At 65.9% G+C, this 22,646-nt stretch carries 25 protein-coding genes; 16 read left to right on the top strand and 9 right to left on the bottom strand.

Annotation, left to right across the window (positions count from 1 at the left end; translation table 11 throughout):
- Window positions 1–39: 39 nt before the first annotated feature.
- Genes AC07NK_RS02025 through fliS form a run of 11 tightly spaced genes read left to right on the top strand, consistent with a single transcriptional unit; the run spans window position 40 to window position 8,243 of the window.
- Complete coding sequence (locus tag AC07NK_RS02025) at window positions 40–1,230, top strand: flagellar hook-length control protein FliK (protein WP_495168893.1); 1,191 nt, start codon at window positions 40–42, stop codon at window positions 1,228–1,230.
- 24 nt (window positions 1,231–1,254) lie between these two features.
- On the top strand, window positions 1,255–1,860 hold the full coding sequence (locus AC07NK_RS02020) for a flagellar basal body-associated FliL family protein (protein WP_495168892.1): 606 nt from the start codon (window positions 1,255–1,257) through the stop codon (window positions 1,858–1,860).
- A 6-nt stretch (window positions 1,861–1,866) separates the two neighbouring features.
- Window positions 1,867–2,817 (top strand): FliM/FliN family flagellar motor switch protein, encoded by a 951-nt coding sequence (locus AC07NK_RS02015; RefSeq protein WP_495168891.1) that lies wholly within the window; start codon window positions 1,867–1,869, stop codon window positions 2,815–2,817.
- Window positions 2,814–3,104, top strand: coding sequence for a flagellar motor switch protein FliN (gene fliN / locus AC07NK_RS02010; RefSeq protein WP_495168890.1), 291 nt, complete (start codon window positions 2,814–2,816; stop codon window positions 3,102–3,104). The genes AC07NK_RS02015 and fliN overlap by 4 nt, the downstream gene beginning before the upstream one ends.
- A 6-nt stretch (window positions 3,105–3,110) precedes the next feature.
- Entirely contained in the window at window positions 3,111–3,365 is a 255-nt protein-coding gene (locus tag AC07NK_RS02005; protein WP_495168889.1) for a flagellar biosynthetic protein FliO, read from the top strand.
- Entirely contained in the window at window positions 3,362–4,183 is an 822-nt protein-coding gene (fliP, locus tag AC07NK_RS02000; RefSeq protein WP_495168888.1) for a flagellar type III secretion system pore protein FliP, read from the top strand. The genes AC07NK_RS02005 and fliP overlap by 4 nt, the downstream gene beginning before the upstream one ends.
- 9 nt (window positions 4,184–4,192) lie before the next feature.
- Window positions 4,193–4,462 (top strand): flagellar biosynthesis protein FliQ, encoded by a 270-nt coding sequence (gene fliQ, locus AC07NK_RS01995; protein WP_495168887.1) that lies wholly within the window; start codon window positions 4,193–4,195, stop codon window positions 4,460–4,462.
- 1 nt (window position 4,463) lies between these two features.
- Window positions 4,464–5,237, top strand: coding sequence for a flagellar biosynthetic protein FliR (gene fliR, locus AC07NK_RS01990; protein WP_495168886.1), 774 nt, complete (start codon window positions 4,464–4,466; stop codon window positions 5,235–5,237).
- The gene (gene flhB, locus AC07NK_RS01985; protein WP_495168885.1) at window positions 5,237–6,379 is read left to right on the top strand and encodes a flagellar type III secretion system protein FlhB; all 1,143 of its coding nucleotides are present in this window, start codon (window positions 5,237–5,239) and stop codon (window positions 6,377–6,379) included. Before fliR ends, flhB begins: the two co-directional genes overlap by 1 nt.
- A gap of 33 nt (window positions 6,380–6,412) precedes the next feature.
- On the top strand, window positions 6,413–7,840 hold the full coding sequence (gene fliD, locus AC07NK_RS01980; protein WP_495168884.1) for a flagellar filament capping protein FliD: 1,428 nt from the start codon (window positions 6,413–6,415) through the stop codon (window positions 7,838–7,840).
- A gap of 4 nt (window positions 7,841–7,844) precedes the next feature.
- Complete coding sequence (gene fliS, locus AC07NK_RS01975) at window positions 7,845–8,243, top strand: flagellar export chaperone FliS (protein ID WP_495168883.1); 399 nt, start codon at window positions 7,845–7,847, stop codon at window positions 8,241–8,243.
- A 39-nt stretch (window positions 8,244–8,282) separates the two neighbouring features.
- Here the strand turns inward: fliS and AC07NK_RS01970 are convergent, their stop codons facing one another.
- Window positions 8,283–9,326: a CaiB/BaiF CoA transferase family protein gene (locus AC07NK_RS01970; protein ID WP_495168882.1), complete on the bottom strand. Its 1,044-nt coding sequence runs from the start codon at window positions 9,324–9,326 to the stop codon at window positions 8,283–8,285.
- An 88-nt stretch (window positions 9,327–9,414) separates the two neighbouring features.
- Here AC07NK_RS01970 and AC07NK_RS01965 point away from each other — a divergent pair, with 88 nt between their 5' ends.
- Both AC07NK_RS01965 and AC07NK_RS01960 read left to right on the top strand, forming a co-directional pair.
- Window positions 9,415–9,954 carry an NADPH-dependent FMN reductase gene (locus AC07NK_RS01965; RefSeq protein ID WP_495168881.1) on the top strand — a complete coding sequence of 180 codons (540 nt, stop codon included), beginning with the start codon at window positions 9,415–9,417 and terminating at the stop codon, window positions 9,952–9,954.
- Window positions 9,955–10,032: 78 nt separating this feature from the next.
- Complete coding sequence (locus tag AC07NK_RS01960; protein ID WP_495168880.1) at window positions 10,033–10,623, top strand: response regulator; 591 nt, start codon at window positions 10,033–10,035, stop codon at window positions 10,621–10,623.
- On the opposite strand, the gene AC07NK_RS01955 is transcribed toward AC07NK_RS01960, so the two are convergent.
- The 5 genes from AC07NK_RS01955 to argH are packed head-to-tail and all read right to left on the bottom strand — an operon-like array spanning window position 10,601 to window position 15,203.
- Window positions 10,601–11,551, bottom strand: a complete 951-nt coding sequence (locus AC07NK_RS01955) for a zinc transporter ZntB (RefSeq protein ID WP_495168879.1) — start codon at window positions 11,549–11,551, stop codon at window positions 10,601–10,603. The genes AC07NK_RS01960 and AC07NK_RS01955 overlap by 23 nt on opposite strands.
- Window positions 11,548–12,321, bottom strand: a complete 774-nt coding sequence (locus tag AC07NK_RS01950; RefSeq protein WP_495168878.1) for a precorrin-2 dehydrogenase/sirohydrochlorin ferrochelatase family protein — start codon at window positions 12,319–12,321, stop codon at window positions 11,548–11,550. The genes AC07NK_RS01955 and AC07NK_RS01950 overlap by 4 nt, the downstream gene beginning before the upstream one ends.
- Window positions 12,318–13,577 (bottom strand): diaminopimelate decarboxylase, encoded by a 1,260-nt coding sequence (gene lysA / locus AC07NK_RS01945; RefSeq protein ID WP_495168877.1) that lies wholly within the window; start codon window positions 13,575–13,577, stop codon window positions 12,318–12,320. Before lysA ends, AC07NK_RS01950 begins: the two co-directional genes overlap by 4 nt.
- Window positions 13,578–13,593: 16 nt before the next feature.
- A complete protein-coding gene (gene lptM / locus AC07NK_RS01940) occupies window positions 13,594–13,830 on the bottom strand; it encodes an LPS translocon maturation chaperone LptM (RefSeq protein ID WP_495168876.1) in 237 nt (78 codons plus the stop codon).
- Between the two features lie 2 nt (window positions 13,831–13,832).
- Window positions 13,833–15,203, bottom strand: a complete 1,371-nt coding sequence (argH, locus tag AC07NK_RS01935; RefSeq protein WP_495168875.1) for an argininosuccinate lyase — start codon at window positions 15,201–15,203, stop codon at window positions 13,833–13,835.
- Window positions 15,204–15,219: 16 nt separating this feature from the next.
- Between argH and AC07NK_RS01930 the strand changes: the two genes are divergently transcribed.
- A complete protein-coding gene (locus AC07NK_RS01930; protein WP_495168874.1) occupies window positions 15,220–15,816 on the top strand; it encodes a TlpA family protein disulfide reductase in 597 nt (198 codons plus the stop codon).
- A 69-nt stretch (window positions 15,817–15,885) separates the two neighbouring features.
- Here AC07NK_RS01930 and AC07NK_RS01925 read toward each other — a convergent pair whose 3' ends face one another.
- On the bottom strand, window positions 15,886–16,431 hold the full coding sequence (locus tag AC07NK_RS01925; RefSeq protein ID WP_495168873.1) for a hypothetical protein: 546 nt from the start codon (window positions 16,429–16,431) through the stop codon (window positions 15,886–15,888).
- 135 nt (window positions 16,432–16,566) lie between these two features.
- On the bottom strand, window positions 16,567–17,226 hold the full coding sequence (locus AC07NK_RS01920) for a TetR/AcrR family transcriptional regulator (protein ID WP_495168872.1): 660 nt from the start codon (window positions 17,224–17,226) through the stop codon (window positions 16,567–16,569).
- Window positions 17,227–17,340: 114 nt separating this feature from the next.
- Between AC07NK_RS01920 and AC07NK_RS01915 the strand changes: the two genes are divergently transcribed.
- Both AC07NK_RS01915 and AC07NK_RS01910 read left to right on the top strand, forming a co-directional pair.
- The gene (locus AC07NK_RS01915; RefSeq protein WP_495168871.1) at window positions 17,341–19,572 is read left to right on the top strand and encodes a TonB-dependent receptor; all 2,232 of its coding nucleotides are present in this window, start codon (window positions 17,341–17,343) and stop codon (window positions 19,570–19,572) included.
- 89 nt (window positions 19,573–19,661) lie between these two features.
- On the top strand, window positions 19,662–20,939 hold the full coding sequence (locus AC07NK_RS01910; protein WP_495168870.1) for a spinster family MFS transporter: 1,278 nt from the start codon (window positions 19,662–19,664) through the stop codon (window positions 20,937–20,939).
- 58 nt (window positions 20,940–20,997) lie between these two features.
- Here AC07NK_RS01910 and AC07NK_RS01905 read toward each other — a convergent pair whose 3' ends face one another.
- Window positions 20,998–22,572, bottom strand: coding sequence for a peptide chain release factor 3 (locus AC07NK_RS01905; protein ID WP_495168869.1), 1,575 nt, complete (start codon window positions 22,570–22,572; stop codon window positions 20,998–21,000).
- Window positions 22,573–22,646 lie beyond the last annotated feature (74 nt).

The following is a 22,646-nucleotide window of genomic DNA, read 5'->3' as shown; positions in this document are numbered from 1 at the left end:
CCTGTCTGAAAGCGCAGGGCGAAGGAGTTTTCGCCCGCAATGCCCGACTTGCTCGCCTCCACCTCGCTGCTTCCGCTAACCCCCGCGATTGCGCCGCGCACGCTCACCGTGGCTGCGCCTGCCGTCGCGGATTTCATGGCGATGCTGGGCGAACTTGTGCTTCCGCCCGGTGCGAAGCCGCAAGGCGGCAAGGGGCAGGGACTTGCCGGAGACGGCAAAGCTTTGCCGGTTGAGGGTGCGCCGGCCGCCGCCGAAGACGAAACCGATCCGTTGGTCGCTTGGCTGCCCGCTGGCCTCGTGCCGCTTGCACCGATTGAGCCGGTTTCCTTGCCTGACGCTGCATTCGTTGCTGCGGCGCCTCCGCCGGGCGTCGAGGGTGCTGTGGCCATTGCACCGGTTGCAGATGCCCCGCTTTCGGGCGCGATCGAAATCCACGCCGTGCTGGCGGACGGAACCCTGGGCACACCAGTAGCCGACGCTGTGTCTGTCGTGGCAGTGGCCGCTGACTCTTCCATCGTCGATCCTGCCCTTGTCGACGCCGAGATATCGCAGGCATCCGCCGCACCGGAGACCGGTCTGAACGGTAAAGCGGAGACGCCGGTGCGGGAGGCCTTGCTGCGTGCCGCGCCAGCTCAGACCCCGACCATTCAGCCTGTCATTCCCGGCGCGACCACGGCTCCAACCGCGGCGCAGGTCTTTGCTGCCGCGATCTCGGCCTCGTTCGATACGCCCGCCGGGCCTGCTCTGCGCCCGACCGACCCGGTCACCGCGCAGGTGCACGCCGCTGGCGAACAGCTGCGCACAACGGTTCAGGCGATGTCGGGTGCCGAGCAGCCGCCGCTCGACCTCAGCCGTGGCGATTGGGCGGGGAAGATGGTCGATCGGATCGCCGCGATGCGTGACGCCGCCGAGGCGGCGGATACGCGTATCCGTCTTGCACCCGAGAATCTGGGCAATGTCGACGTCTCGATCCGCCGCGACGGCGACCGGCTGCACGTCCATTTCAGCGCCGAGAACCCCGCCGCACGCCAGCTGCTTGCCGAGGGCGCGCCGCGGCTTGCCGAACTGGCCGAAGCGCGCGGCGTAAAGCTTGGCCAGACCAGCGTCGATGGTGGCACCGGCGGGCAGCAGCAGGGCGCCCCGAATCAGCCGCAATCCAACCAGCCCACTCGCCCGGCCTCTGCCATGGCGGACCAATTGCTATCCGATCGCGACGACCGCGTCGCCTGAACCGAATCCAGGAGAAATTGAGCCATGAGTGACGAGAAAGAAGCCGCACCCGCCAAGAAGAAAGGCGGCGCCAAGAAGTGGATCCTGATCGGCACCGGTCTGATCGTGCTGGTCGGCGGGGGTGTCGGCGGCGGGCTCTATGCATCGAGCGCCGGGCTGCTCGGCGGCGCCAAGGCGGAGGGGGAGGCCGAGAGCGGCAAGCCGCGCCTTGTCCCGAAAGAAGAGGAGGCCCGCGCCAAGGGCGAAGGCAAGGAAGGTGAAGGTGGCGAGAGCAAGGGAATGAAGCCGCCAGCGGGTGAGGGTGGCGACAAATACGCCTCGACCTATTACCAGCTGGAGAAGGAGTTCACCTCCAACCTGCGCGAGAGCGTCCACTTCATTCAGGTGGGGATCGCGATCTCGACGCCTTATGACAACACGGTCATCGAGGGGTTGAAGACGCATGAGATGGCGGTGCGCTCGGCGATCCTCCTATCGCTTGGCGAGACCAGCGAGGACGAGGTCTTTACCGCCGAGGGCAAGAAGAAGCTTCAGAAGCGCCTGACGGATGCAATCAACGCAGTTTTGAAGGAAAAAGAGGGCTTCGGCGGCGTTGGTAACGTCTACTTTACCAATTTCATTGTTCAGTGAACGGGCATGGTTAACAGTCCTTCAGAACTGGCGACGTCCGATCGGCGCGAACGACCCCGGACCGGCGCGGAGCACGCGCCGGCGCTCGGGACCGTCAGCCTCAACCCGTTCGGGGATCTGCATTCGGTGCAGCATCTCTCGGCGCGGCTTGCCAAGTCACTGAAGGGAAGCTTCGAGCCGCTGGTCGGCGAAGGTGTGCGCTGCTGGGCCGAACCGCTCAGCGTTCAGCGCTTCGGCGACTATCGTGCCGAACGCCCGCAAACGCTGACGGCATGGCTGCCGCTGGCGATGACGCCGGGCCGCGGCCGCGCGCTGATCGTGATCGACGGCGCATTCTGCTTCGAGATGCTCGACCGCTTCTTTGGCGGTGAAGGCGAGGCGCCGCAGCCGCTGCCCGCCGAATTCACCGGATCGGCGGAGACGCTGTTGGCGCGGATCTCCGATACGATCGGTCGGCAGCTCTCGCCTGCCTGGGAGCTGCTCGCGAAGCTCGACTTCGTGCCGGCGCAGGCCTTCGCGTCGCTCTCGACCGTACCCGAACTCGACGCGGGCGAGGCGATGGTCGTTACCCGTCTCGGCATCGCCGCGGGCGAGGCCAGGCCGCAATGGATCGACATTCTCTATCCGGTCGCCGCGCTCAAGCCCTATACGCCGAGCCTCACCGCAAAGGTGATCGGCGGCGATCCTGAGCCTGAACCCGAATGGCGTAATGGCCTGACGCGCGCCGCGATGGCGCTGCGGCTGCCGGTCCGCTCGGTGCTCGCCGAACCGGTAGTGCCGCTTTCGATGCTGATGGCGCTCAAGCCCGGCGACGTGATCCCGATCAGCTTCGGCCCCGACGTGCCGGTGATGGTCGCCCGTCAGCAGATCGGCTGCGGCACCGTTGGCACCGCCAATGGCCAGGCCGCAATCCGCCTCACCCGTTTCGAATCCTTCCAGCTCGAGGACGCACGATGAACGACATGACCGGGGGCCTGGCTCCTGAAGCCGCAGTCGCGGCCAATTTCCACCTGCTCCAGGATGTCGACGTCAAGCTGACGGTCGAGATCGGATCGACCACGCTCACCCTGCGCGAACTGCTCGCGCTCAGCGAATCAAGCGTGATCGAGCTGGACCGCGAGGCCGACGAACTGCTCGACGTCTTCGTCAACGGCACGCTGATTGGCCGCGGCGAGGTGGTCACGGTCGGCGACAAGTTCGGCATTCGCATGACCGAACTGGTCGCACCCGAAAAGCGGGGCTGATCCGAGATGATGTGGTCCTACATCCTCAAGCTGGTCGTGCTGCTGCCACTCGTCTGTGGCCTGCTGATTGGCTGCCTCTACCTCTGGCGCAAGCTCGAGGCGCGGCTGCCCGGCAATCAGGGCGACCGGATGCTCAAGGTCAGGGAGACGATGATGATCTCCACCGGCACCCGCATCGCGGTGCTTGAGGTTGAGGGTAAGCGCATCCTGGTCTCGGTGAGCCGCAACGGCGTCAGCCTGATCGACCGGATCGACTCGTGACCATCGGTCTTCGCCATCTCGCGCTCGTGCTGGGCGCGTTCGCGCTCGCGCTGTTCCTCGTCGCACCGGCGTTCGCGCAGGGCGCGCCGGCCCCGTTTGCACCGGTCGCTGCACCCGCCGCCGCGCCGACGCCTGGTGTAGGCGATGCGGTCGACCGGGCACTCGGCGACCTTGGTGGCGGCGATGCGCCGCTCAGCCTGTCGCTTCAGGTCCTTATTATCATGGGGCTGCTCACGGTTCTGCCGGGCATCCTGCTGATGATGACGAGTTTCACACGGATCATCATCGTGCTGGCGATCCTGCGGCAGGCGCTTGGCCTTCAACAGACGCCGCCAAATCAGGTGCTGGTCGGCCTGTCGCTGTTCCTCTCATTCTTTATCATGGCGCCGACGATCAGCCAGATGAACACCGCCGCGATCCAGCCCTATGCGCAGGGCCGTATCGGCGCGACCGAGATGATCGAAAAGGCCGGCGAACCGCTCCATGCCTTCATGCTCAGGCAGACGCGAGTGAAGGACATCACCATGTTCGCAGGGCTGGCGAAGACCGGCCCGATCGCGAATCCCAAGGATACGCCCTTCTCGATCCTGCTCCCGGCGTTCGTGACCAGCGAGCTCAAGACCGCCTTCCAGATCGGTTTCCTGATCTTCCTGCCCTTCATCGTCATCGATCTGATCGTCGCTACCGTGCTGATGAGCCTCGGCATGATGATGATGTCGCCGACGATCATCTCGATGCCATTCAAGCTGCTGTTGTTCGTGCTGGTCGATGGCTGGGCGCTGACGATGGGCAGCCTCGCCTCCAGTTTCGTGACCTAGGAACTTCCCATGGACGCAGAATATTTCCTGACGGTCGCGCGCGAGGCGATGTGGGTGCTAGCGCTGGCATCCGCCCCGATCCTGATCCCGGCTTTGCTCTCGGGCCTGATCCTCGGAATGGTGCAGGCTGCGACCTCGATCCAGGAACAGACGCTCACCTTCGTGCCCAAGCTCGCGGTCGTAGGCGTCAGCCTGGTGATCTTTGGCGGCATGATCATGACGCTGCTCAGCGACTTCACCACCGGCATCTTCGAGCGCATTCCTGAGCTCGTCCGGTAGCATGCTCGGCTTCGGCCTCTCGATCGAGCCGCAACTCTGGGCGCTGCTGTTCACGATGGTGCGCGTCGGCGCGGCGTTCATCGCGGCGCCGGTGTTCGGCGCGGTGTCGGTGCCGATGAACGTCCGTATCCTGCTCACCGCCGCCGTTGGCATCCTGACGATGACCGCGGTGCCGATCGAGGCACCGGGAGAGGTGTTCGCGCTCGCAACCTTCCTTGCCGTCGCCGCCGAAGTGCTGGTCGGTCTTGCGTTAGGGTTCATCCTTCAGATCGCGTTCGCCGCGCCATTGGTGGCGAGCGAAGTGATCGGCGTGTCGATGGGTTTGAGCTTCGCCACCGCGATCAACCCGCAGACCGGCCAGTCGACCCCTGCGCTCGGTCAGTTCCTGACGGTGTTGCTGACCTTGCTGTTCCTCGCGGTTGACGGGCATCTCGTGCTCGTCGAGCTGGTGGTGCGTTCCTATGAGCTGTTGCCGCCGGGACAGGCCTGGCTGACGCCCGACAAGCTTCAGAATATCGCGCTGTTCGGGGGCTATGCCTTCCTCGCCGGGCTTTTGCTGGCATTGCCGGTCGGCTTTCTGCTGCTCTGCCTCAACATCGTCGTCGGCATGCTCTCGCGCTCGGCGCCCGCGCTCAACCTGTTCGCGATCGGCATCCCTGCCAGCCTCGCCATGGGCGTGCTGGCGCTGGTCGTCGGCATGCCCGCGATGGGCGACTATATGCTCGTGATCGTGCGCGAAGCACTCGACGCGGCCCAGACGCTGGTGACCGGCTGATGTCGGAGACTGCAGGCGAAAAGACACAAGCACCAACACCCAAGCGCAAGGAAAAGGCGCTTGAACAAGGTGACCTGCTCAAATCGCGCGATTTCGGTGCCGCGCTGATCATCCTGCTCGGCTGCGGCTGGATGGTGCTGATGGGGCCGCAGCTGCTCGGCGCGATCAAGGAAGTGATGAGCGCGAGCTTCCAGTTCGGCCGCGCCGATATCGAGAGCTTCCAGCCATGGAAGCCGCTCGCGACCGCGGGGTGGAAGCTCGCGCCGTCGCTCGGCGCGCTGCTCGCGATCAGCTTTGTCGGCGCGATCGCCAGCCAGGCGGCACTCGGCGCGCTCCACTGGAACGGCAAGCTGCTCGCGCCCAAGGGCAACCGGATCAACCCCGGCTCGGGGCTCAAGCGCATCTTCGGCCCGACCGGCTGGATCGAGTTGTTCAAGTCGCTGCTCAAGGTGATTTTGCTCGGCGGGATCGGCGGGTGGATGCTGTGGGGTTCGGCGGCGCCGACCATGGGCCTCGTCTCGTCCGACCTCGGCACCGCGGTGAAGTCGCTCGGCGACACCTTCGCGACATTGATCTTCGTGATGGCCGGCGGGTTGCTGCTGATTGCAGGCATCGACCTGCCGATCCAGATCTTCCGCCACCTGCAGCGCCTCAAGATGAGCCTTCAGGAAGTGAAGGACGAGCACAAGGAAAGCGAAGGCTCGCCCGAAGCCAAGGCCGCGCAGCGCCAGCGCCAGCGCGAAATGGCCAAGGGTGGCCTGCGCGGCAAACTGCAGGAAGCGCATGTCGTGCTGACCAACCCGACGCACTTCTCGGTCGCGCTGCGCTACACCAACGGCAAGGATCAGGTTCCCGTCGTGGTCGCCAAGGGCCGCGGCGAGATCGCGCTGGCGATCCGCGAACTGGCCGATGAGTTCGATGTGCCGCGGCTCGAACTGCCGCCGCTGGCGCGTGCCATCTACTTCACCAGCCGTGAGAATCAGGAGATTCGCGACGACCTCTATATGGCGGTCGCGACCGTTCTGGCCTTCGTCTTCGGCATCGACAAGCGGGCGGGCGGACGCATGCCGGCGATCGCCGTGCCCGACACCGCGCTGTTCGATGAAAATGGCATCCAAACCAGCCTAAAGGCCGCGCGATGACGGCCGTTAATCAGTTCAAAGGGGGACGTGCACGTGGCTGTTGAATCGATTCCAAAAGCGCTCGGCGGCGGATCGGGTATCGATACCGCGGCGCTGGTCAAGGAACTGGTCGAGAAGCAGTTCGAGTATCGCAACGCCCGGCTCAAGAAGCGCGAAGAAACGCTGACCACGCAGATCAGCGCGGCGGGCGCTCACAAGGGCAATATCACCAGCTTCGCCACCGCGGTGGCCAACCTTGCGCGCGGGGGCACGCTTGCCACCCAGCCGACCAGTTCGAATACGGCGATCCTCAATGTTTCGCGCCTGAGCGGCGCCAATCTCACCACGCTCAATGCGCGGATTGAAGTGCGCCAGCTCGCCGCCAGCCAGACCGCGCACGCCGTGCCAGTTGCCAACAAGACCGCGCCGGTCGGACAGGGCAAGCTCACGCTTACGCTTGGCACCGGGACGGTGACGAACGGTGCGATGACGGCCTTTACCCCGGGCAGCGCCGCGCCGGTCGACATCACCATCGACGCCACCAATTCGAGCCTTGAGGGTATCGCCGCGGCAATCAACGCCGCCAATGCCGGGGTCAGCGCTTCGATCCTCACCGATGCGGCCGGATCGCGGCTGGTGGTCAAGGGCGCGACCGGTGCCGATCGCGCGTTCACGCTGACGGCGACCGAAACCCCGGGGCAGGAAGGGCTCGCCGCGCTCAACATCGGTATCGGCGCCAGCGGTACCACGATCGGCAGCGCTGCGGCCGATGCGCTGGTTGCGATCGACGGGGTTCAGCTCAAGCGCGAATCGAACACGATCAGCGACCTGATCCCGGGCGTGAAGCTCGATCTCAACAGCGCCCAGCCCGGCACGATCGTTACCATCGGCAAGACGCTGCCCACCACCGCGCTGACCAATGCGGTGCAGGATTTCGTCGCCACCTATAACGAGCTCTACACCGCACTGCGTGCCGACCTTCATCCGGAAACCGGCTCGCTGCGGACCGATCTTGCGGCGCGCGAGCTCCGGCGCCAGCTTCAGCAGCTCACCATGGCTCCGATCGGCGGCGGCGCGCTGACTCAGCTGGCGGAAATCGGGGTCAAGACCAACCGCGACGGCACGCTGATGCTCGACAACGCGCTGTTGACCAAGGCGCTGGTCAACAATCCCGAAGCCGTCGAGAAGATGTTCGCCGAGCCGCAGGGCAATGCCACCACCGGCAACGGCCTGGCCACGGCGCTCAACGCGATTGCATCCGCGGCGACGAACACGCAGCGGGGCCTCGGCGCGAGCGAAGTCAGCTACAACAAGGCCAAGGGCGAGCTCGACAAGGACAAGGCCGAGGTGGTTGCGAAGACCGAGGATGTCCGACTGCGGATGACCCGCCAGTTCGCGAGCATGGACGCCAAGGTCGCGGTATATAAGTCGACTCAGAAGTTCCTCGAGAACCAGATCGATGCATGGAACAATCGGGGCTGATCTGATGAAGACCCCGCTCCGCATCAGCGCCAACGCGGCGCAGACCTATCGCTCGATCGACGCGGTCGGCCGCACGGCTGCCGCCGATCCGTACGAGCTGGTCGAGCTCATGTACAAGGAGTGCATCGCCGCGCTCCGTGCCGCTGCCTTCGCGACGGAGAAAGGACAGCTGCCGGTCAAGAGCGAGCGGATCGCCCGCGCCACCGCGATCCTGTTCGCGCTTGAATCGAACCTCGATTTCGAACGTGGGGGCGAAGTCGCGCGGACGTTGGGGACACTCTATCACGGGCTGCGCGCGAAAATTATCAACGCCAGTATCGGCGGCGATCCCGCGCCCTTCCGCGCCGTCGCCGACGACCTTGAGGATATCGCCGGCGCCTGGAGTCAGGCACGCGCTGCCTAGGTGACGGTTTCGCCGTAACGGCGCCAGCCACCTCAATGTCTAGCGCGACCAGCGCGCGAGAACCTCATCGACCGATACGGGTCGCGCCGTAGGCGCAACGCCCGCGCCTGGCACGAATTGCGGCGCAGTCGCTGCGCCCTCCGGTCCTGCGGCCACTGGCCGGCGCGCGAGCGTGTGCGGATGGCGTGCAGCCTCGGCCAGCGACAGCACCGGGCTAACGCACGCCGTGCCCTGCGCGAAGCTGCGGACCCATTCGTCGCGGGTGCGTGCCGCGAAGCGCTCGGCAAAGCGCGTGGCCATCACAGGCCAGCCCGACCGATCGAGCTGCACGAAGCTGCCCGCGCCGAAACCAAGCCCCGCACACAGGGCCTCGAACTGTGCCGGATCGATCGCGCCGACGGCGACATGCTGGCCGTCGGCACAGGCATAGCTGCGATAGAAGGGCGCGCCGCCGTCGATCAGATTGGCTTCGCGCCGGTCAATCCACCGGCCACTCGCGAACAGGCTCTGCGTCAGCGCCATCAGCGTCGCCACCCCGTCGATCGCGGCAGCGTCTACCACGCGCCCTTCGCCGCCGGTCTGCACCCCGAGCATCGCCGACACCATGCCGAGCGCAAGGAACAGCCCGCATCCGGCATGGTCACCCAACAAGTTAAGCGGTACCGCGGGCGTGTCGGACGCACCGATCGCGTGCAACGCACCGGTCAGTGCCAGCACGTTGATATCGCTTCCGGGTCGCCCCGCGAGCGGTCCGGTCTGGCCCCATATACTCGCCCGCCCATAGACCAGCCGGGGATTGCGCGCGCGACACCGGTCCGGACCCAAACCCAGCGCCTCCATCGACCCGGGGGGCATTCCTTCGATCAGCGCGTCGGCGTGCGCAGCAAGGTCGAGCACCTCGGCGATCGCAGCCGGCTCACGGAAATCGAGCGTGATGTCCTGCCGACCGCGATAGAGCGCGGGGACGATTGCGCTGGTGCCGCTGCCCGGCTGGGCCACACGCACCACCTCGCACCCGAGGTCCGCGAGCAGCATCGATGCGAACGGCACTGCCCCGATCGCGTCGATTTCGATCACCCGCATTCCCGCCAATGGAGCCCGCATAGTTTCTATGTCCCCGCGTTCGTATCAGTGGGTGGTCCGGGGCATCTGTTTCGGCTAGCGCGGTCGCATGAGCAAGCCGCACATCGTCGCCCTCGGCGGCACTTCGCGTCCCGAATCGGCGACGGGCCGCGCGCTCGCGCATTGTCTGGCAATCGCCGAAGGAAAGGGCGCCCGCGTCACGCTGCTGACCGGGGAGGCGATCAACTTCCCGCATTACGAACTTGGCTGCAACACCGACGATCCGCGGGTCGCGCATTTCGTCTCGGTGTTGCGCGATGCTGACGGGCTGATCGTCGGATCGCCGGGTTATCACGGCTCGCTTTCGGGCATGGTGAAGAACGCGCTCGACTATGCCGAGCAGCTTCGCGGCGACGAGCGCCCCTATTTCGACGGGATGCCGGTCGGGCTGGTGGCGACGGCGGGCGGCTGGCAGGCGGCGGTCTCGACGCTGGCGGCGCTGCGGACGGTGATCCATGCGCTGCGCGGCTGGCCGACCCCGCTGGGGGTCGCGATCAACACCGGTCCCGGCACCGGGGACGCCGTTGGGGAGGCGTCGCCGCAGCTTGGTATCATGGTCGACCAGATCCTGGGCTTCCTGCGCCGCTGAAGCACCTCGGATATGTGCCTTATGTGGTTGTCGGGGTCTTAACGGGATCGTGACGCTTTTCGCCATACGCTCGCGCGCATGAGCCAGAGCCACCTTCCGAGCGAATCGCGCCGGAGCGCCGCCACGGTCCTGATCGTGGACGACAGCCGCACCAATCTCAACGTCATGGGCGCGCGGCTGGGGCAGGCGGGCTATCTGGTCGTGCTCAGCGATAATGGGCGCGAGGCGCTCGATCTGATCGCCGGACGCGGCTTCGACCTGATCCTGCTCGACATGATGATGCCGGGCATGTCGGGGATCGAGGTGCTGGCAGACCTGCGCGCAACTCCGCGTACCGCTGACCTCCCTGTCATCATGATCACCGCGCGCAGCGACAGCGGCGCCGTGGTCGAGACGCTTGCCGCGGGCGCGGACGACTATGTCGCCAAGCCCTTCGATTTCGACGTGCTGCTGGCGCGGATTGACCGGACGCTCGGGCGCGCGAGCCGCATCGCCGAACTCAAGCGGGCGGTGGCTTCGCTCGATGCACGCATCGCCGCGCGCGCGATCGAGCTGGGAGAGGCGCGTACCGAACTTGCCGTCACCCGCGCCGACCGTGCGCGGCTGGTCAATTCGATCAGTTCGCTCAACGCCGAGGTCGAACGCCTCAGCGGAACCAGTGGCGCCTGACGAAATAGATCGTCACCGTTGCGGCGACGATGATGCAGAAGACCGTGATCACCCAGAATGACGATGGATGGTCGTCATAGGGGATACCCTGCACGTTCATCCCGAACAGCCCGGTGATGAAGGTCAGCGGCAGGAACACCATCGCTGCGACAGCGATCAGCAGCGATCTCTGGTCGATCACCTCCGCGCGCAGGTCGGTCAGCGTTTCGTGGATCAGGGCGGCCCGCTCGCGGATGCTCTCCAGTTCCTCGGCCATGCGCGCGGCGCGATCTGCCGCGCCGCCGATGTGCAATCGGTCATCGTCGCTCAGCCAGCGGACGGGCAGCGTCGACAGCTTCTCCAGCGCGGTTCGCTGCGGGTAGAGGAAGCGGCGATAGCCGATCGCCTTGCGCCGCACGATGTTGACCTTGCGGCGCAGCTCGAACGCCTGACGCGCATCGAGCTGTTCCTCGCAACTGTCGAGCGAATCGCCAAGATCGGCGACCTGTGGATCGAGTTGCTCGGTGATCGCCTCGGCGAGCGTCGCGATCAGATCGCCGGCGTCACGAACATCGCCGGCCTCAGTAGCCGCGCGCGCCACCTCGAGGGCGTCGAGCGGAAGCCGCGTGACGGAAATCACCCGCGTCCCGTCGGCGTGCAGCCGGATCGATGCCAGCGGGTCCGAACTTTCCATCGCGGCCCGGGTCATGCCGCGCAGATTGAGCACGGCGGCGCCGTCGGTCTGGTCGCAGCGGGGCCGGGTCTCAAGCGCGGTCAGCGCGTCGATCACGAAGCGGTCGAACTTTGCGACATCGCGCAGCCAGGCCTGCACCTCTTCGTCGCGTGAGGTCAGGTGAATCCACACAAACCCGCGCCGCAGCCGGATCGCCTCTTGCGGGTCGATGGCCCGCACGCCGCTTCGGGAGACGACATAGGCAAAGCCGCTCATTCCCGTTCCTCCGCTATGGCACCCATCTCCAGATCGACGGTCAAGCCGGGCAAATTAGCGGGCGGTGCATCGCATGCAATCCGTTCTGCATCGGCGCGCGCGCGCGTCAGGATCGCTGCCGGCACATCGGTGCGATGCGTCACCTGGTCCGCCTGGGCGATCAGCCGGGCTTCGCGCAAACTGAGGTCGTCCGGATCGACCGAGCGCAGTGCGATGCGGACGATGCCAGTCCGTTCCGCATCGGGCGCGGCGAGCCAGCGCTCGATCGCCTCAGCGGGGTGCCCGGCAAGTGGATCAAGCGGTCCGGCCAGCGCCGCGCCGATGGCCCGCCGCCGTTCGCCAGCTTCGGGCCAGCGGGCGCGAATCGCATCGCGACTTGCCTTGAGTGCGTCCGCCAGTCCGCCGAGCGACCCCGGAAGGATTGTTTCGAGCCGCTGACGCAGGGCTGCCGCGAGCCCCGCCGATGCGCCGCCGGTGCCGATCGCGATCGTCACCGGATCGCGCTCGACGATCGCGGGCAGGGTAAAGTCGCACAGGTCCGGACGGTCGGCGACGTTGACCAGAATGCCGCGCGCCTTGAGCCGTGCAACAACAGGTTCGGGCTCATCGCAGGCGATGATGGCGAGCCGCGCTTCGTCCGCTTCGCCGACGATCACTGCGCCCGCTCGCGATAGCAGGCGGCGCTTGGCGTCGGCCGCTGTACCGGCGCCGATCAGAATCGCGGGCCGCCCGTCCAGCTGGACGAAGACGGGCAGCCCCGATCGTTTCACCGAACCCACTCGGGTACGCGTTCGGCGCCCATGATGGTTTCGGGCTGGATGCGGTCGGCGACCACCGCGAACTTGTCGCCCGACACCAGCACCTCGGGCACCAGCGGCCTGCTATTATAGGTCGAGGCCATGGTCGCGCCATAAGCGCCCGCGGTGCGGAAGACGGCCAGATCGCCCGACTTCACGACGTCGATCTCACGTCCCATCGCGAAGGTGTCGCCGGTCTCGCAGACCGGGCCGGCGATGTTGGCGACGAACTTCTCGCCGGTCGGTTCGACCGCCTCGAACTCATGATAGGCGTCGTACAGCGCCGGGCGGGCGAGATCGTTCATCGCTGCGTCGACGATGACATAGGGGTTGCCCGCCGCCGGCTTGACCCAGATCACCTCGGTCACCAGCACGCCGGCATTGCCGCAGATGAAGCGGCCCGGCTCGAACATCAGCGTGACGTCCCAACCCTGCGTGACGCGCTCGACCATCGCGCCGAATTCCTCGGCAGTCGAGACGGTCTGACCTGCATGATACGGAACGCCGAGACCGCCGCCGAGGTCGACATGGGTGATATTGTGCCCCGCGGAGCGCAGCTGCGCGACCAGCTCGCCGACGCGCTTGTACGCGGCCTCGAGTGGGGCGAGCTCGGTCAGCTGGCTGCCGATATGGATCGCAACGCCGCGCAGGTCGAGGCCGGGACGCCCGGCGAGCCGTCCGAAGATCTCGCCCGCGCGGTCGATCGCCACGCCGAACTTGTTCTCGGCCTTGCCGGTCGAAATCTTGGCATGAGTGCCGGCATCGACATCGGGGTTCACGCGCAGCACCGCAGGTGCAGACTTGCCCTGCGCATGCGCGAGGTCGGCGAGGACCTCGCCTTCCTCTTCCAGCTCGAGATTGAACTGGCCGATGCCCTCATCGAGACCCAGCTGCAGCTCGGCGCGGGTCTTGCCGACGCCCGAGAAGACGATGTCGTCGGCCGGTATCCCCGCGGCGAGCGCGCGCTTGAGCTCGCCGCCCGAAACGACATCGGCGCCATAGCCCTGCTTCGCCAGTACCCCGAGTACCGCGAGGTTGGGGTTGGCCTTGATCGCGAAGGCGAGATGGACGCTGGGCAGGCCTGACAGCGCGTTCTTGAGCGCTGTCGCATGACGTTCGAGCGTCGCGGTCGAATAGACATAGACCGGCGTGCCGACCTCCGCCGCGATGGTGGCAATGGAAACGTTCTCGGCGTGGAGCACGCCGTTCTTGCGGTTGAAATGATCCATGGGAAATTGCGTCTTTTCAGTTCTGCGGCGGCAGTTCGAACTCGTCGCCGCGGCGTTCTTCGGAGCTGCGCAGCACTTCGTCGCTGCGCGTCGGTCGGGTCTGGGGCGGCGCCGTCACCAAATCAGCCGGTGTCGGTGTGGCCACCGCCCCATAAGGTTTGGTCGGCAGCGATCCCCCGGCGGCCGGTTTCAAGTCGCCCTTGTTGCCGCAAGCAGCCAACAAAAGCGCCGTGAACACCACCAGGGTTCGCATTCTCACTCTCCTCTTGCGGCGCGTGCCGCCGCGATTGCTTCCCGCACCCGCGTCGGGGCGGTCCCACCGAAGCTCATCCTGCTCGAGACCGACGCATCGACCGTCAGCACATCGAAGACTCGCGCATCGATACGCTGGTCGATTGCCTTCAGGTCTGCAAGCTCGAGCTGGTCGAGCCGAACGTTCTTCGCCTCGGCCGCCGCGACGGCGCGGCCGGTGATGTGATGCGCCTCGCGGAACGGGATCCCGCCCTCGCGCACCAGCCAGTCGGCCAGATCGGTGGCAGTCGAGAAACCCGATTCGGCGAGCCCGCGCATCCGGTCGGTGCGGAACTGCGCGCTTTCGACCATCCCGGTCATCGCCGCGATCGAGAGGGCGAGCAGGTCGTGCGCCTCGAACACCGGCGGCTTGTCGTCCTGCATGTCCTTCGAATAGGCGAGCGGCAGCCCCTTCATCGTGATCATCAGCGCTGTCAGGCAGCCGACGATCCGTCCCGAATGGCCGCGCACCAGCTCGGCGGCGTCGGGGTTGCGCTTCTGCGGCATGATCGAGCTGCCGGTCGACCATTGGTCGGACAGCTTGACGAAGCCGAACGGCTGGCTCGCCCAGATCACGAATTCTTCGGCAAGGCGCGAGAGGTGAAGCGAGCACTGTGTCGCCGCCATCAGATAGTCGAGCGCGAAGTCGCGGTCGCTCACCGCATCGAGCGAGTTGCGCGTTGGCCCGTCGAAGCCGAGCGCTGCGGCGGTCGCCTCGCGGTCGAGCGGGAAACCGGTGCCGGCCAAAGCCGCCGACCCCAGCGGGCAGCGATTGCCGCGCGCACGGCTATCCGAGAAGCGCGAAATATCGCGGTCGACCATCTCGAAATAGGCCATCAGATGATGGCCCAGCGTCACCGGTTGCGCGCTCTGCAGATGGGTGAAGCCGGGCATCACGCTGTCGGCATGTTCTTCTGCGCGCGCGAGCAGCGCGTCCTGCAATGCGACGAGCGCGGCGAGCACCTGATCGGTCGCGTCGCGCACCCACAGGCGGAAATCGGTCGCGACCTGATCGTTGCGGCTGCGCGCGGTGTGCAGGCGTCCGGCGACGGGGCCGATCTTCTCGGCCAGCCGTGCCTCGGTCAGCATATGGATGTCTTCGAGCGCCAGATCCACGGGCACGCCGTCGCGTTCGTAATCGGCAGCGACCGCGTCGAGCCCGGCCGAGATCGTCGCCGCATCCTTCACGTCGACGATGCCCTGCTTGCCCAGCATCGCGACATGGGCCTTCGATCCTGCGATGTCCTGACGCCACATGCGCTTGTCGAACGGGATGGATGCGTTAATCTCGCGCATCACCGACGACGGGCCTTCGGCAAAGCGCCCGCCCCACATGCTATTGGAGTCTGTCTTGCGCTCGACGATCGCGCTTCTCCCTGTCCTTGCCGCTACGGCACTTGGAATCGCCGGCTGCGATACGGCCAAGCAGCCGGACGAGCAAGCAAACGCCGCTGTTGCGGCCGAAAGCCCTGCTGCACCCGCGAACACCGCCGAAGACGCTGAGCGGATCGGCACGATCGACCGCAGCCATAAGGGCGAGGCGGCGCCGGCGCTGTCCTTCACCGCGCCCGACGGCAAGAAGACCACGCTCGCCGCGTTCAAGGGTAAGCCGCTGCTGCTCAACCTGTGGGCGACCTGGTGCGCGCCGTGCATCCGCGAAATGCCTGCGCTCGACCGGCTGGCGCAGCGCGAGGGCGACAAGCTTCAGGTGCTGACGGTAAGCCAGGATCTGGAGGGCGCGGCCAAGGTCACGCCTTATTTCGCGAAGGCCGGGTTCACGGCGCTCAAGCCGTATCTCGATCCCGATGTCGGCCTGTCGGTCCATTACGGCGTCAACCTGCCGACCACCGTCTATTACGACGCACAGGGCCGTGAGCTGTGGCGCGTCGCCGGCGACATGGACTGGGACGGCGAGACCGCGAAGGAGTGGCTGGCCGAGGCGGGGTGAAGTTGACGAAATTACGCGGAACGCGCGTGATTCTGCAATTTGGTCGGCTTTGTCGGGGCAAAGCTCTATTTACTCGGAGGCGATGCGTGCGCTCAGGCGTGCAAGAATGGACGCGAGCGGCTCGGTTGTGAGCTCCGAACGCATGTCCTGAGCGAGGCACTCAAAGGAACTATCGTGAAACAAGATGAGGAAATGTCGCTGTGACGAGTCAGGCGCATCTGGAAATGCGTGCCTGTTGAGCGCTGTAACTTCTCGTTCCCACTCCGAATTGACCACTTCGCAAACATCGTAGGAAAGCCCCTTGGTTCTCGGGATAGAGAACCATGCCTCGTCGTTCGGATAGCCGAACTTCGTGATCGTGCAGTTGACGAACTCGCAAACTGCACGTCCCGCATCTTGGTATCGATCTGCCCCTGGAATCCGCTTCATCGCGTTGAAGATCAAATAGGTCGAATACTCACTTTGAAGCAGGACCGCCCCAGAGGCTGCGGCCTCGGGCACAAAACCAACGTCGATCGAACTGATGCGCTCTCCCATCTGACGTCCCCGGCTTTGCTGTCGCATGCGATCAATAAGTGCAATTGGGTCGCTAGCATCCGTCTCGGTATCCGTCATCCCGGCCTTGTGCCGGGATCCACGGCGCCTCAGGCGATGCGATAGAGCCTCGTGCTTTCAGCTCACCTCCCGGTGGATCCCGGCACAAGGCCGGGATGACGGTGGTGGTCTTGGGGAATGCGGTCGGCGTTAGCCTCAGCCCTTCGTCCCCAACCCCCGCGCCAGCATCTCCGCCACGGTATCCGCCACCTCGACCGCGTCGCGATCGTCGCCCCACACGCCGTAGCGCAGGCCGAGGAACACGTTCATGCCCATGATCGCCCAGGCGTGGACGTCGGACACATCGGCGCGCACCTCGCCGCGCTCCGCGGCGGCGCGCAGGCGCTTTTCGATGCGGTCGGCGGTGGTGGCATAATGCAGCCGGAAGCTCTCGGGATCGACGAACTCGGCCTCGTCGATGATGCGGTAGATCTCCTTGTGCTTGCGCACGAAGCCGATGAAGGTCTCGAGGCCCGCGCGCTCGGCGGCGATCTGTTCGGGCGCGGCGCGGATCGCGGGGGCGACATGCTCGCGCACCTGCTCGCTCATGTCGCGCACCAGCGCGCGGAACACCGCGTCCTTCGAATCGAAATAGGTGTAGAAACTACCGAGCGCGACGCCCGCGCGGCGGGTGATCCCGCTGATCGATCCCTCGTGGAACCCCTTCTCGCCGAATTCGGCGGCGGCGGCGTCGAGGATGGTGCGCAGCGTGCGGCGGCCGCGCGCCGTGCGCGGTTCCTTGCCCTCGCTCGCCGCGCTCTCGTTTCGCGCAATGCCCCCGGCAACTGTGGCTTCCGCGCCACGATCCTGCGTCATTCGCCCCTCTCCGTAACCGGAAGTTGAAACCCGGTTCAGGTTTCACTATAGCCTCCCTCAACGTCTTACAAGCCGCGGCGTTCAACGCGGCTCTCATCTGGGGAGGAAGCTTCGATGCTACGCCTGATTCCGTCTGTCCGCACGATTCTCAATACCGGTGCCGCGCTTGCTGCGCTGACCGCGATGCCTGCGCTCGCGCAGGACGCGCCTGCCGCTGCGGCCGAGGAGGCTGCGCCCGCTGCAGAGGGCGAGATCGTCGTCACTGCACGCCGCCGTGAGGAAAGCCTGATCGACGTGCCGATCTCGATGTCGGTCGTCTCCGGCGATTCGCTGCTCAAGAGCGGCGCGCCCGACATCACCGCGCTGCAGGACAAGACCCCCAACCTCACGCTCCAGATCGCGCGCGGCTCCAACTCGACGCTGATCGCGTTCAGCCGCGGCGTCGGCCAGCAGGATCCGCTGTGGGGCTTCGAGCCGGGCGTCGCGCTCTATATCGACGACGTCTATGTCGCGCGTCCGCAGGGCGCCGTCCTCGACATCTTCGACGTCGAGCGGGTCGAGGTGCTGCGCGGGCCGCAGGGCACGCTTTATGGTCGCAACACGATCGGCGGCGCGGTGAAGTACGTCACCCGCCGTCTTGGCCATGACTACAAGGCGTCGGCGCGCGTCTCCTATGGCTCGTACAACCAGGTCGATCTGGTCGGGCAGGTCGTGGTGCCGGTGGGCGACACGCTCTCGCTCGGTGCCGCGGTCGCGCAATATTGGCGCGACGGCTACGGCACCAACCTCACCACCGGCGCCGAGCATTACGACAAGAATGTGCTCGCCGCGCGCCTGTCGGCCGAGTTCACCCCGTCGGACAATATCTTCATCCGCGTCGCGGGCGATCGCGTGATCGACCGTTCGAACCCGCGCCACGGCACGCGTCTGCTGCCCAACGGCACCGATCCGATCTATGCCCCGACCGGGAGCGTCTATGACACGCGCGCCGGGATCGGCGATCACAACCGCGTCGAGACGCGCGGGCTTTCGGTGACGGGCGAGATCAACCTGTCCGACGCGCTGACCTTCAAGACCATCACCTCGTGGCGCGACGGCAACACCGACACGGTGATCGATTTCGACAACACCATCCTGCCGACGCTCGACGTTCCGGCGGAATATTCGGATCGCCAGTTCACTCAGGAACTCCAGCTCCTTTATGAGGGCGACCGGATCCAGGGCGTGTTCGGCGTCTACTATCTCAACGGCCGCGCGAGCGGTGCGTTCGACACGGTGCTGGGTGGGCTCAACACCACCACACTCACCGCAGGCGAAGTGTTCACCAAGAGCTATGCCGCGTTCGGCGACTTCAGCTTCGACCTCACCGATCAGTTCAAGATCTCGGCGGGCCTGCGCTACACGCGTGACGAAAAGACCGGCACGGTCTTCCGCCGCAACTATACCGGCATCCGCAGCCCGCATTTCGGCAACGCCGCGGCGGTCCCCGGCCTGATCCGTTCGAACTATACCAGCGAACGCGATTTCGAGAAGTTCACCCCACGTGTGAGCCTGAGCTACGCACCGCGTGAGGATCTGAATTTCTACGCCAGCTACGGCAAGGGCTTCAAATCGGGCGGCTTCGACATGCGCGGCGACGCGATCCTGACGCCGACCACGGTCAATGGCTATGCGCCCGAGTCGATCGACAGCTACGAACTGGGCATGAAGGGCGCGTTCCTCGACCGCAGCCTGTTCGTCAACCTCGCCGGCTTCTATTCGAACTACAAGGACCAGCAGGTCACGATTCAGGTGCCGTCGCTGGCCGGCGGCATTGCCAGCTTCGTCGACAATGCCGGCAAGGGCGTGATCTACGGCTTCGAGCTCGAGACGCGTATGGTCCCGTCGCGCAACTTCTCGGCGTCGGTCGCGATCGGCTACACCAACGCCGACTATAAGGAGTTCTTCACCTTCATCGGCGGCGGTACCACCCCGGTCGACGTGTCGAACCAGCGTGCGTTCCAGAACACCCCCGAATGGACCGCCAACGTCTCGGCGACCTGGTCGGAGGATCTGGCGGGCGGCACGATTGCCTTCACGCCTTCGGTTTCGCTGCGCAGCGACACGCAGATGTTCGAGATTGCGACGCCTGCGCTCGATCAGGATGGCTATGCGCTGGTCGACGCCTCGCTCAACTGGACCTCAGGTGGCGGCCGCTACCGGATCGGCGTTGCGGCGCGCAACCTGACCGACGCGCGCTACCGCGTCGGCGGCTACAATTTCCCGGGCGCGCTCTTCGGCAACTCGATCATCGGCTATTACGGCCCGCCGCGCACCGTGACCGGGACGTTCGAGGTGAAGTTCTGATCGCCTTGCGGTCCTGAGTTTGGCACATTGATCCGGCCGGGCGTCTCGCAAGGGGCGTCCGGCCAATTTTTTCGAAGGGGAGGGACGGCATGAACGCCAGCGACGGAGCGTCCGCGCGTCAGGCAACACCAGGGTATCGGGGCGTCGTGCTCGCGATGCTGTTGCTGGTCTACACCTTCAACTTCCTCGACCGTCAGATCCTCGGCATCCTTGCCGTTCCGATCAAGGCGGATCTCGGACTCACCGACGCCGAATTCGGCGCGATCGGTGGGCTTGCCTTCGCACTCCTCTATTCGATCCTCGGCGTTCCGCTCGCCTATCTCGCCGACCGCACCAGCCGCAGCGCGGTGATCGCGGGAAGTCTTGCCGTGTGGAGCGCGTTCACCGCGCTGTGCGGCACAGCGACCGGTTACTGGCATTTGTTCCTCTACCGGCTGGGCGTTGGCGTGGGCGAGGCCGGGGGCGTCGCGCCGTCCTACGCGCTGATCGCCGACTATTTCCCGCCGGAGAAGCGTGCGCGAGCGCTCGCCATCTACTCGCTCGGCATTCCCGTGGGGCTTGCGGGCGGAACGTTGCTTGGCGCCTATATCGCCGCACTGGTCGACTGGCGCACCGCATTCATCGTGATGGGCGTCGCCGGCATCGTGCTGGCGCCGATCTTCAAATATATGGTGCGCGATCTGCCGCGCCCGGCCACCGCGGCGAAGGCCACGCCGGTGTCGGCCGTATTCCCGATCCTCACGAAAAAGCCCGCCTTCTGGCTGATGGCGTTCGCCGCGTCGTTCAGCTCGCTGTGCGGCTATGGCCTTGCGCTGTGGACGCCGTCGATCCTGATGCGCAGCTTCGGCTTCGACCTGATCACCACCGGTCAGTTCATGGGATCGATCCTGCTGGTCGGCGGGGTCGCCGGCGTGTTCGCGGGCGGGTGGTTCGCCGATCGGCTGGGCGGTAACGACCGTGGCTGGTACGCGAAGCTGCCCGCGATCGCCTGGGCGATCACCGTCCCGACCTTCGCCTTCGGACTGCTCAGCCCGTCCTCGACAATGGCGTGGGTGTTGCTGCTGATCCCGAACGCGCTCAACATCCTGTGGCTAGGTCCGGTGACGACCGCGGTCCAGCATCTCGTCCCGCGCGAAATGCGGGCGACGGCGTCGGCCAGCTTCCTGCTGATCAACAATCTGATCGGTCTTGGCGTGGGTCCGTTGCTGATGGGCGCGCTCTCGGACGCGCTCAAGTCGAGCTACGGGATCGAATCGCTGCGCTACGCGGCGGTCGCGTGCCTCGTCTTCTACGGTCTGGCAGCCGCGCTGATGCTGTTCGCGGTCAAGCCGCTGCGCCGCGACTGGGTCGACGACGTTCAGGCCTGATCCGGCTCAGCGGAGCTGAACCGGACGCGGGCCGGTGCCGTCTCGGCGCCGCCGAGCCCTAGCGTTCCCGCGTCGCCATGAACTTCACCCTGGAATAGCGGTCGGCGACATAGCCGACTTCCCAGGCCGATTTGGCGAGGAACACCGGGTCACCGTCGCGGTCCTTGGCCATCGCGCCGCGGTTGAGGTCCATGAACTCCTTCACATCCGCCGCATCGCCGCCGATCCAGCGCGCGGTGTCGAACGGCGCGGGCTCAAGGTTCGCGCCGACCTTATACTCGGCGTCGAGGCGGCTGAGCAGCACGTCGAGCTGGAGCTGGCCGACCACACCGATGATCCAGTTCGACCCGATCTCGGGATAGAAGACCTGGATCACGCCCTCTTCGCTGAGGTCGTCGAGCGCCTTGCGCAGCTGCTTGGTCTTGGTGGGGTCCTTGAGCAGGACGCGGCGCAGGATTTCGGGCGCGAAGTTGGGCAGCCCGGTGAAGCGGATGTCCGCCTTCTCGCTCAGCGTGTCGCCGACGCGCAGCGTGCCGTGGTTGGGGATGCCGATGATGTCGCCGGGGAACGCTTCGTCCGCCAGCTCGCGCTGCTGGGCAAAGAACATGATCGGCGAATGGATCGCGATCGGCTTGCCATGCCCGGTCGGCGTCAGCTTCATGCCGCGCTTGAAGGTGCCCGACACCAGCCGCATGAACGCGATACGGTCGCGGTGGTTGGGGTCCATGTTCGCCTGCACCTTGAACACGAAGCCGGTGACCTCGTTATAGTCGGGTGAGACCGGCGCGGGTTCGGCGGGCAGTGCATGCGGCGGCGGCGCGTGGCGCGCGATCGCGTCGATCAGCGAATCGACCCCGAACTCCTTGAGCGCCGATCCGAAATAGACCGGCGTCAGGTCGCCGTTGCGATAGGCCTCGCCGTCGAAGCTCCCATAGCCCGCCAGTGCCAGCTCAGCGTCCTCGCGCAGCTTGGCAAGGTTCTGGGGCGAGACGATCGCGTCGAGCTGCGGATCGTCAAGGCCGGTGGTCTGGATGACCTTGCCCTGGAATTCGCGGCTGTCGCCTTCGGGCAGCAGCAGGCGATTGGAGACGAGGTCGTACACGCCCTCGAACGTGCCGCCCATGCCGACTGGCCAGGTCATCGGCGCGACGTCGAGCTGCAGCAGGTCGGCGATCTCGTCGAGCGTCTCGAACACCTCGCGGCCTTCACGGTCGACCTTGTTGACGAAGGTGATGATCGGCACGTTGCGCAACCGGCACACCTCGAACAGCTTGCGCGTCTGGCTCTCGATGCCCTTGGCGACGTCGATCACCATCACCGCCGAATCGACGGCGGTCAGCGTGCGGTAAGTGTCTTCCGAGAAGTCCTCGTGGCCCGGCGTGTCGAGCAGGTTGAAGGTCACACCATCGCGCTCGAAGGTCATCACCGACGAGGTGACCGAGATGCCGCGCTGCTGCTCGATCTTCATCCAGTCCGAACGCGCGCGTCGCGCCTGACCGCGCGCCTTGACCTCGCCCGCGAGGTGGATCGCGCCGCCGAACAGCAGCAGCTTTTCGGTCAGCGTGGTCTTGCCGGCGTCGGGGTGGGAGATGATCGCGAAGGTGCGGCGACCTGGAGTCACAGTCTCGGGCATCGCGGCCCTCTAGCGGGAAGTGGCCGGCGAATCGAGTGTTTCGATTTCCGAAACGATCGCTTTCGAACGTTGCA

Source organism: Sphingomonas sp. GW821-FHT09B04, assembly GCF_059418285.1.
This window is presented reverse-complemented; position numbering and strand designations above follow the sequence as displayed.

Coding starts and splice junctions, on each gene's coding strand:
- AC07NK_RS01920 (WP_495168872.1), bottom strand. CDS start 17,226: ATGACGCAGGATCGTGGCGCGGAAGCCACAGTTGCCGGGGGCATTGCG.
- AC07NK_RS02025 (WP_495168893.1), top strand. CDS start 40: ATGCCCGACTTGCTCGCCTCCACCTCGCTGCTTCCGCTAACCCCCGCG.
- flhB (WP_495168885.1), top strand. CDS start 5,237: ATGTCGGAGACTGCAGGCGAAAAGACACAAGCACCAACACCCAAGCGC.
- AC07NK_RS01905 (WP_495168869.1), bottom strand. CDS start 22,572: ATGCCCGAGACTGTGACTCCAGGTCGCCGCACCTTCGCGATCATCTCC.
- AC07NK_RS01925 (WP_495168873.1), bottom strand. CDS start 16,431: ATGACGGATACCGAGACGGATGCTAGCGACCCAATTGCACTTATTGAT.
- AC07NK_RS02015 (WP_495168891.1), top strand. CDS start 1,867: ATGGTTAACAGTCCTTCAGAACTGGCGACGTCCGATCGGCGCGAACGA.
- fliN (WP_495168890.1), top strand. CDS start 2,814: ATGAACGACATGACCGGGGGCCTGGCTCCTGAAGCCGCAGTCGCGGCC.
- AC07NK_RS01960 (WP_495168880.1), top strand. CDS start 10,033: ATGAGCCAGAGCCACCTTCCGAGCGAATCGCGCCGGAGCGCCGCCACG.
- fliR (WP_495168886.1), top strand. CDS start 4,464: ATGCTCGGCTTCGGCCTCTCGATCGAGCCGCAACTCTGGGCGCTGCTG.
- argH (WP_495168875.1), bottom strand. CDS start 15,203: ATGTGGGGCGGGCGCTTTGCCGAAGGCCCGTCGTCGGTGATGCGCGAG.
- AC07NK_RS02005 (WP_495168889.1), top strand. CDS start 3,111: ATGATGTGGTCCTACATCCTCAAGCTGGTCGTGCTGCTGCCACTCGTC.
- fliQ (WP_495168887.1), top strand. CDS start 4,193: ATGGACGCAGAATATTTCCTGACGGTCGCGCGCGAGGCGATGTGGGTG.
- AC07NK_RS01955 (WP_495168879.1), bottom strand. CDS start 11,551: ATGAGCGGCTTTGCCTATGTCGTCTCCCGAAGCGGCGTGCGGGCCATC.
- lysA (WP_495168877.1), bottom strand. CDS start 13,577: ATGGATCATTTCAACCGCAAGAACGGCGTGCTCCACGCCGAGAACGTT.
- lptM (WP_495168876.1), bottom strand. CDS start 13,830: ATGCGAACCCTGGTGGTGTTCACGGCGCTTTTGTTGGCTGCTTGCGGC.
- AC07NK_RS01970 (WP_495168882.1), bottom strand. CDS start 9,326: ATGCGGGTGATCGAAATCGACGCGATCGGGGCAGTGCCGTTCGCATCG.
- fliS (WP_495168883.1), top strand. CDS start 7,845: ATGAAGACCCCGCTCCGCATCAGCGCCAACGCGGCGCAGACCTATCGC.
- AC07NK_RS01915 (WP_495168871.1), top strand. CDS start 17,341: ATGCTACGCCTGATTCCGTCTGTCCGCACGATTCTCAATACCGGTGCC.
- AC07NK_RS02020 (WP_495168892.1), top strand. CDS start 1,255: ATGAGTGACGAGAAAGAAGCCGCACCCGCCAAGAAGAAAGGCGGCGCC.
- AC07NK_RS01910 (WP_495168870.1), top strand. CDS start 19,662: ATGAACGCCAGCGACGGAGCGTCCGCGCGTCAGGCAACACCAGGGTAT.
- AC07NK_RS01965 (WP_495168881.1), top strand. CDS start 9,415: ATGAGCAAGCCGCACATCGTCGCCCTCGGCGGCACTTCGCGTCCCGAA.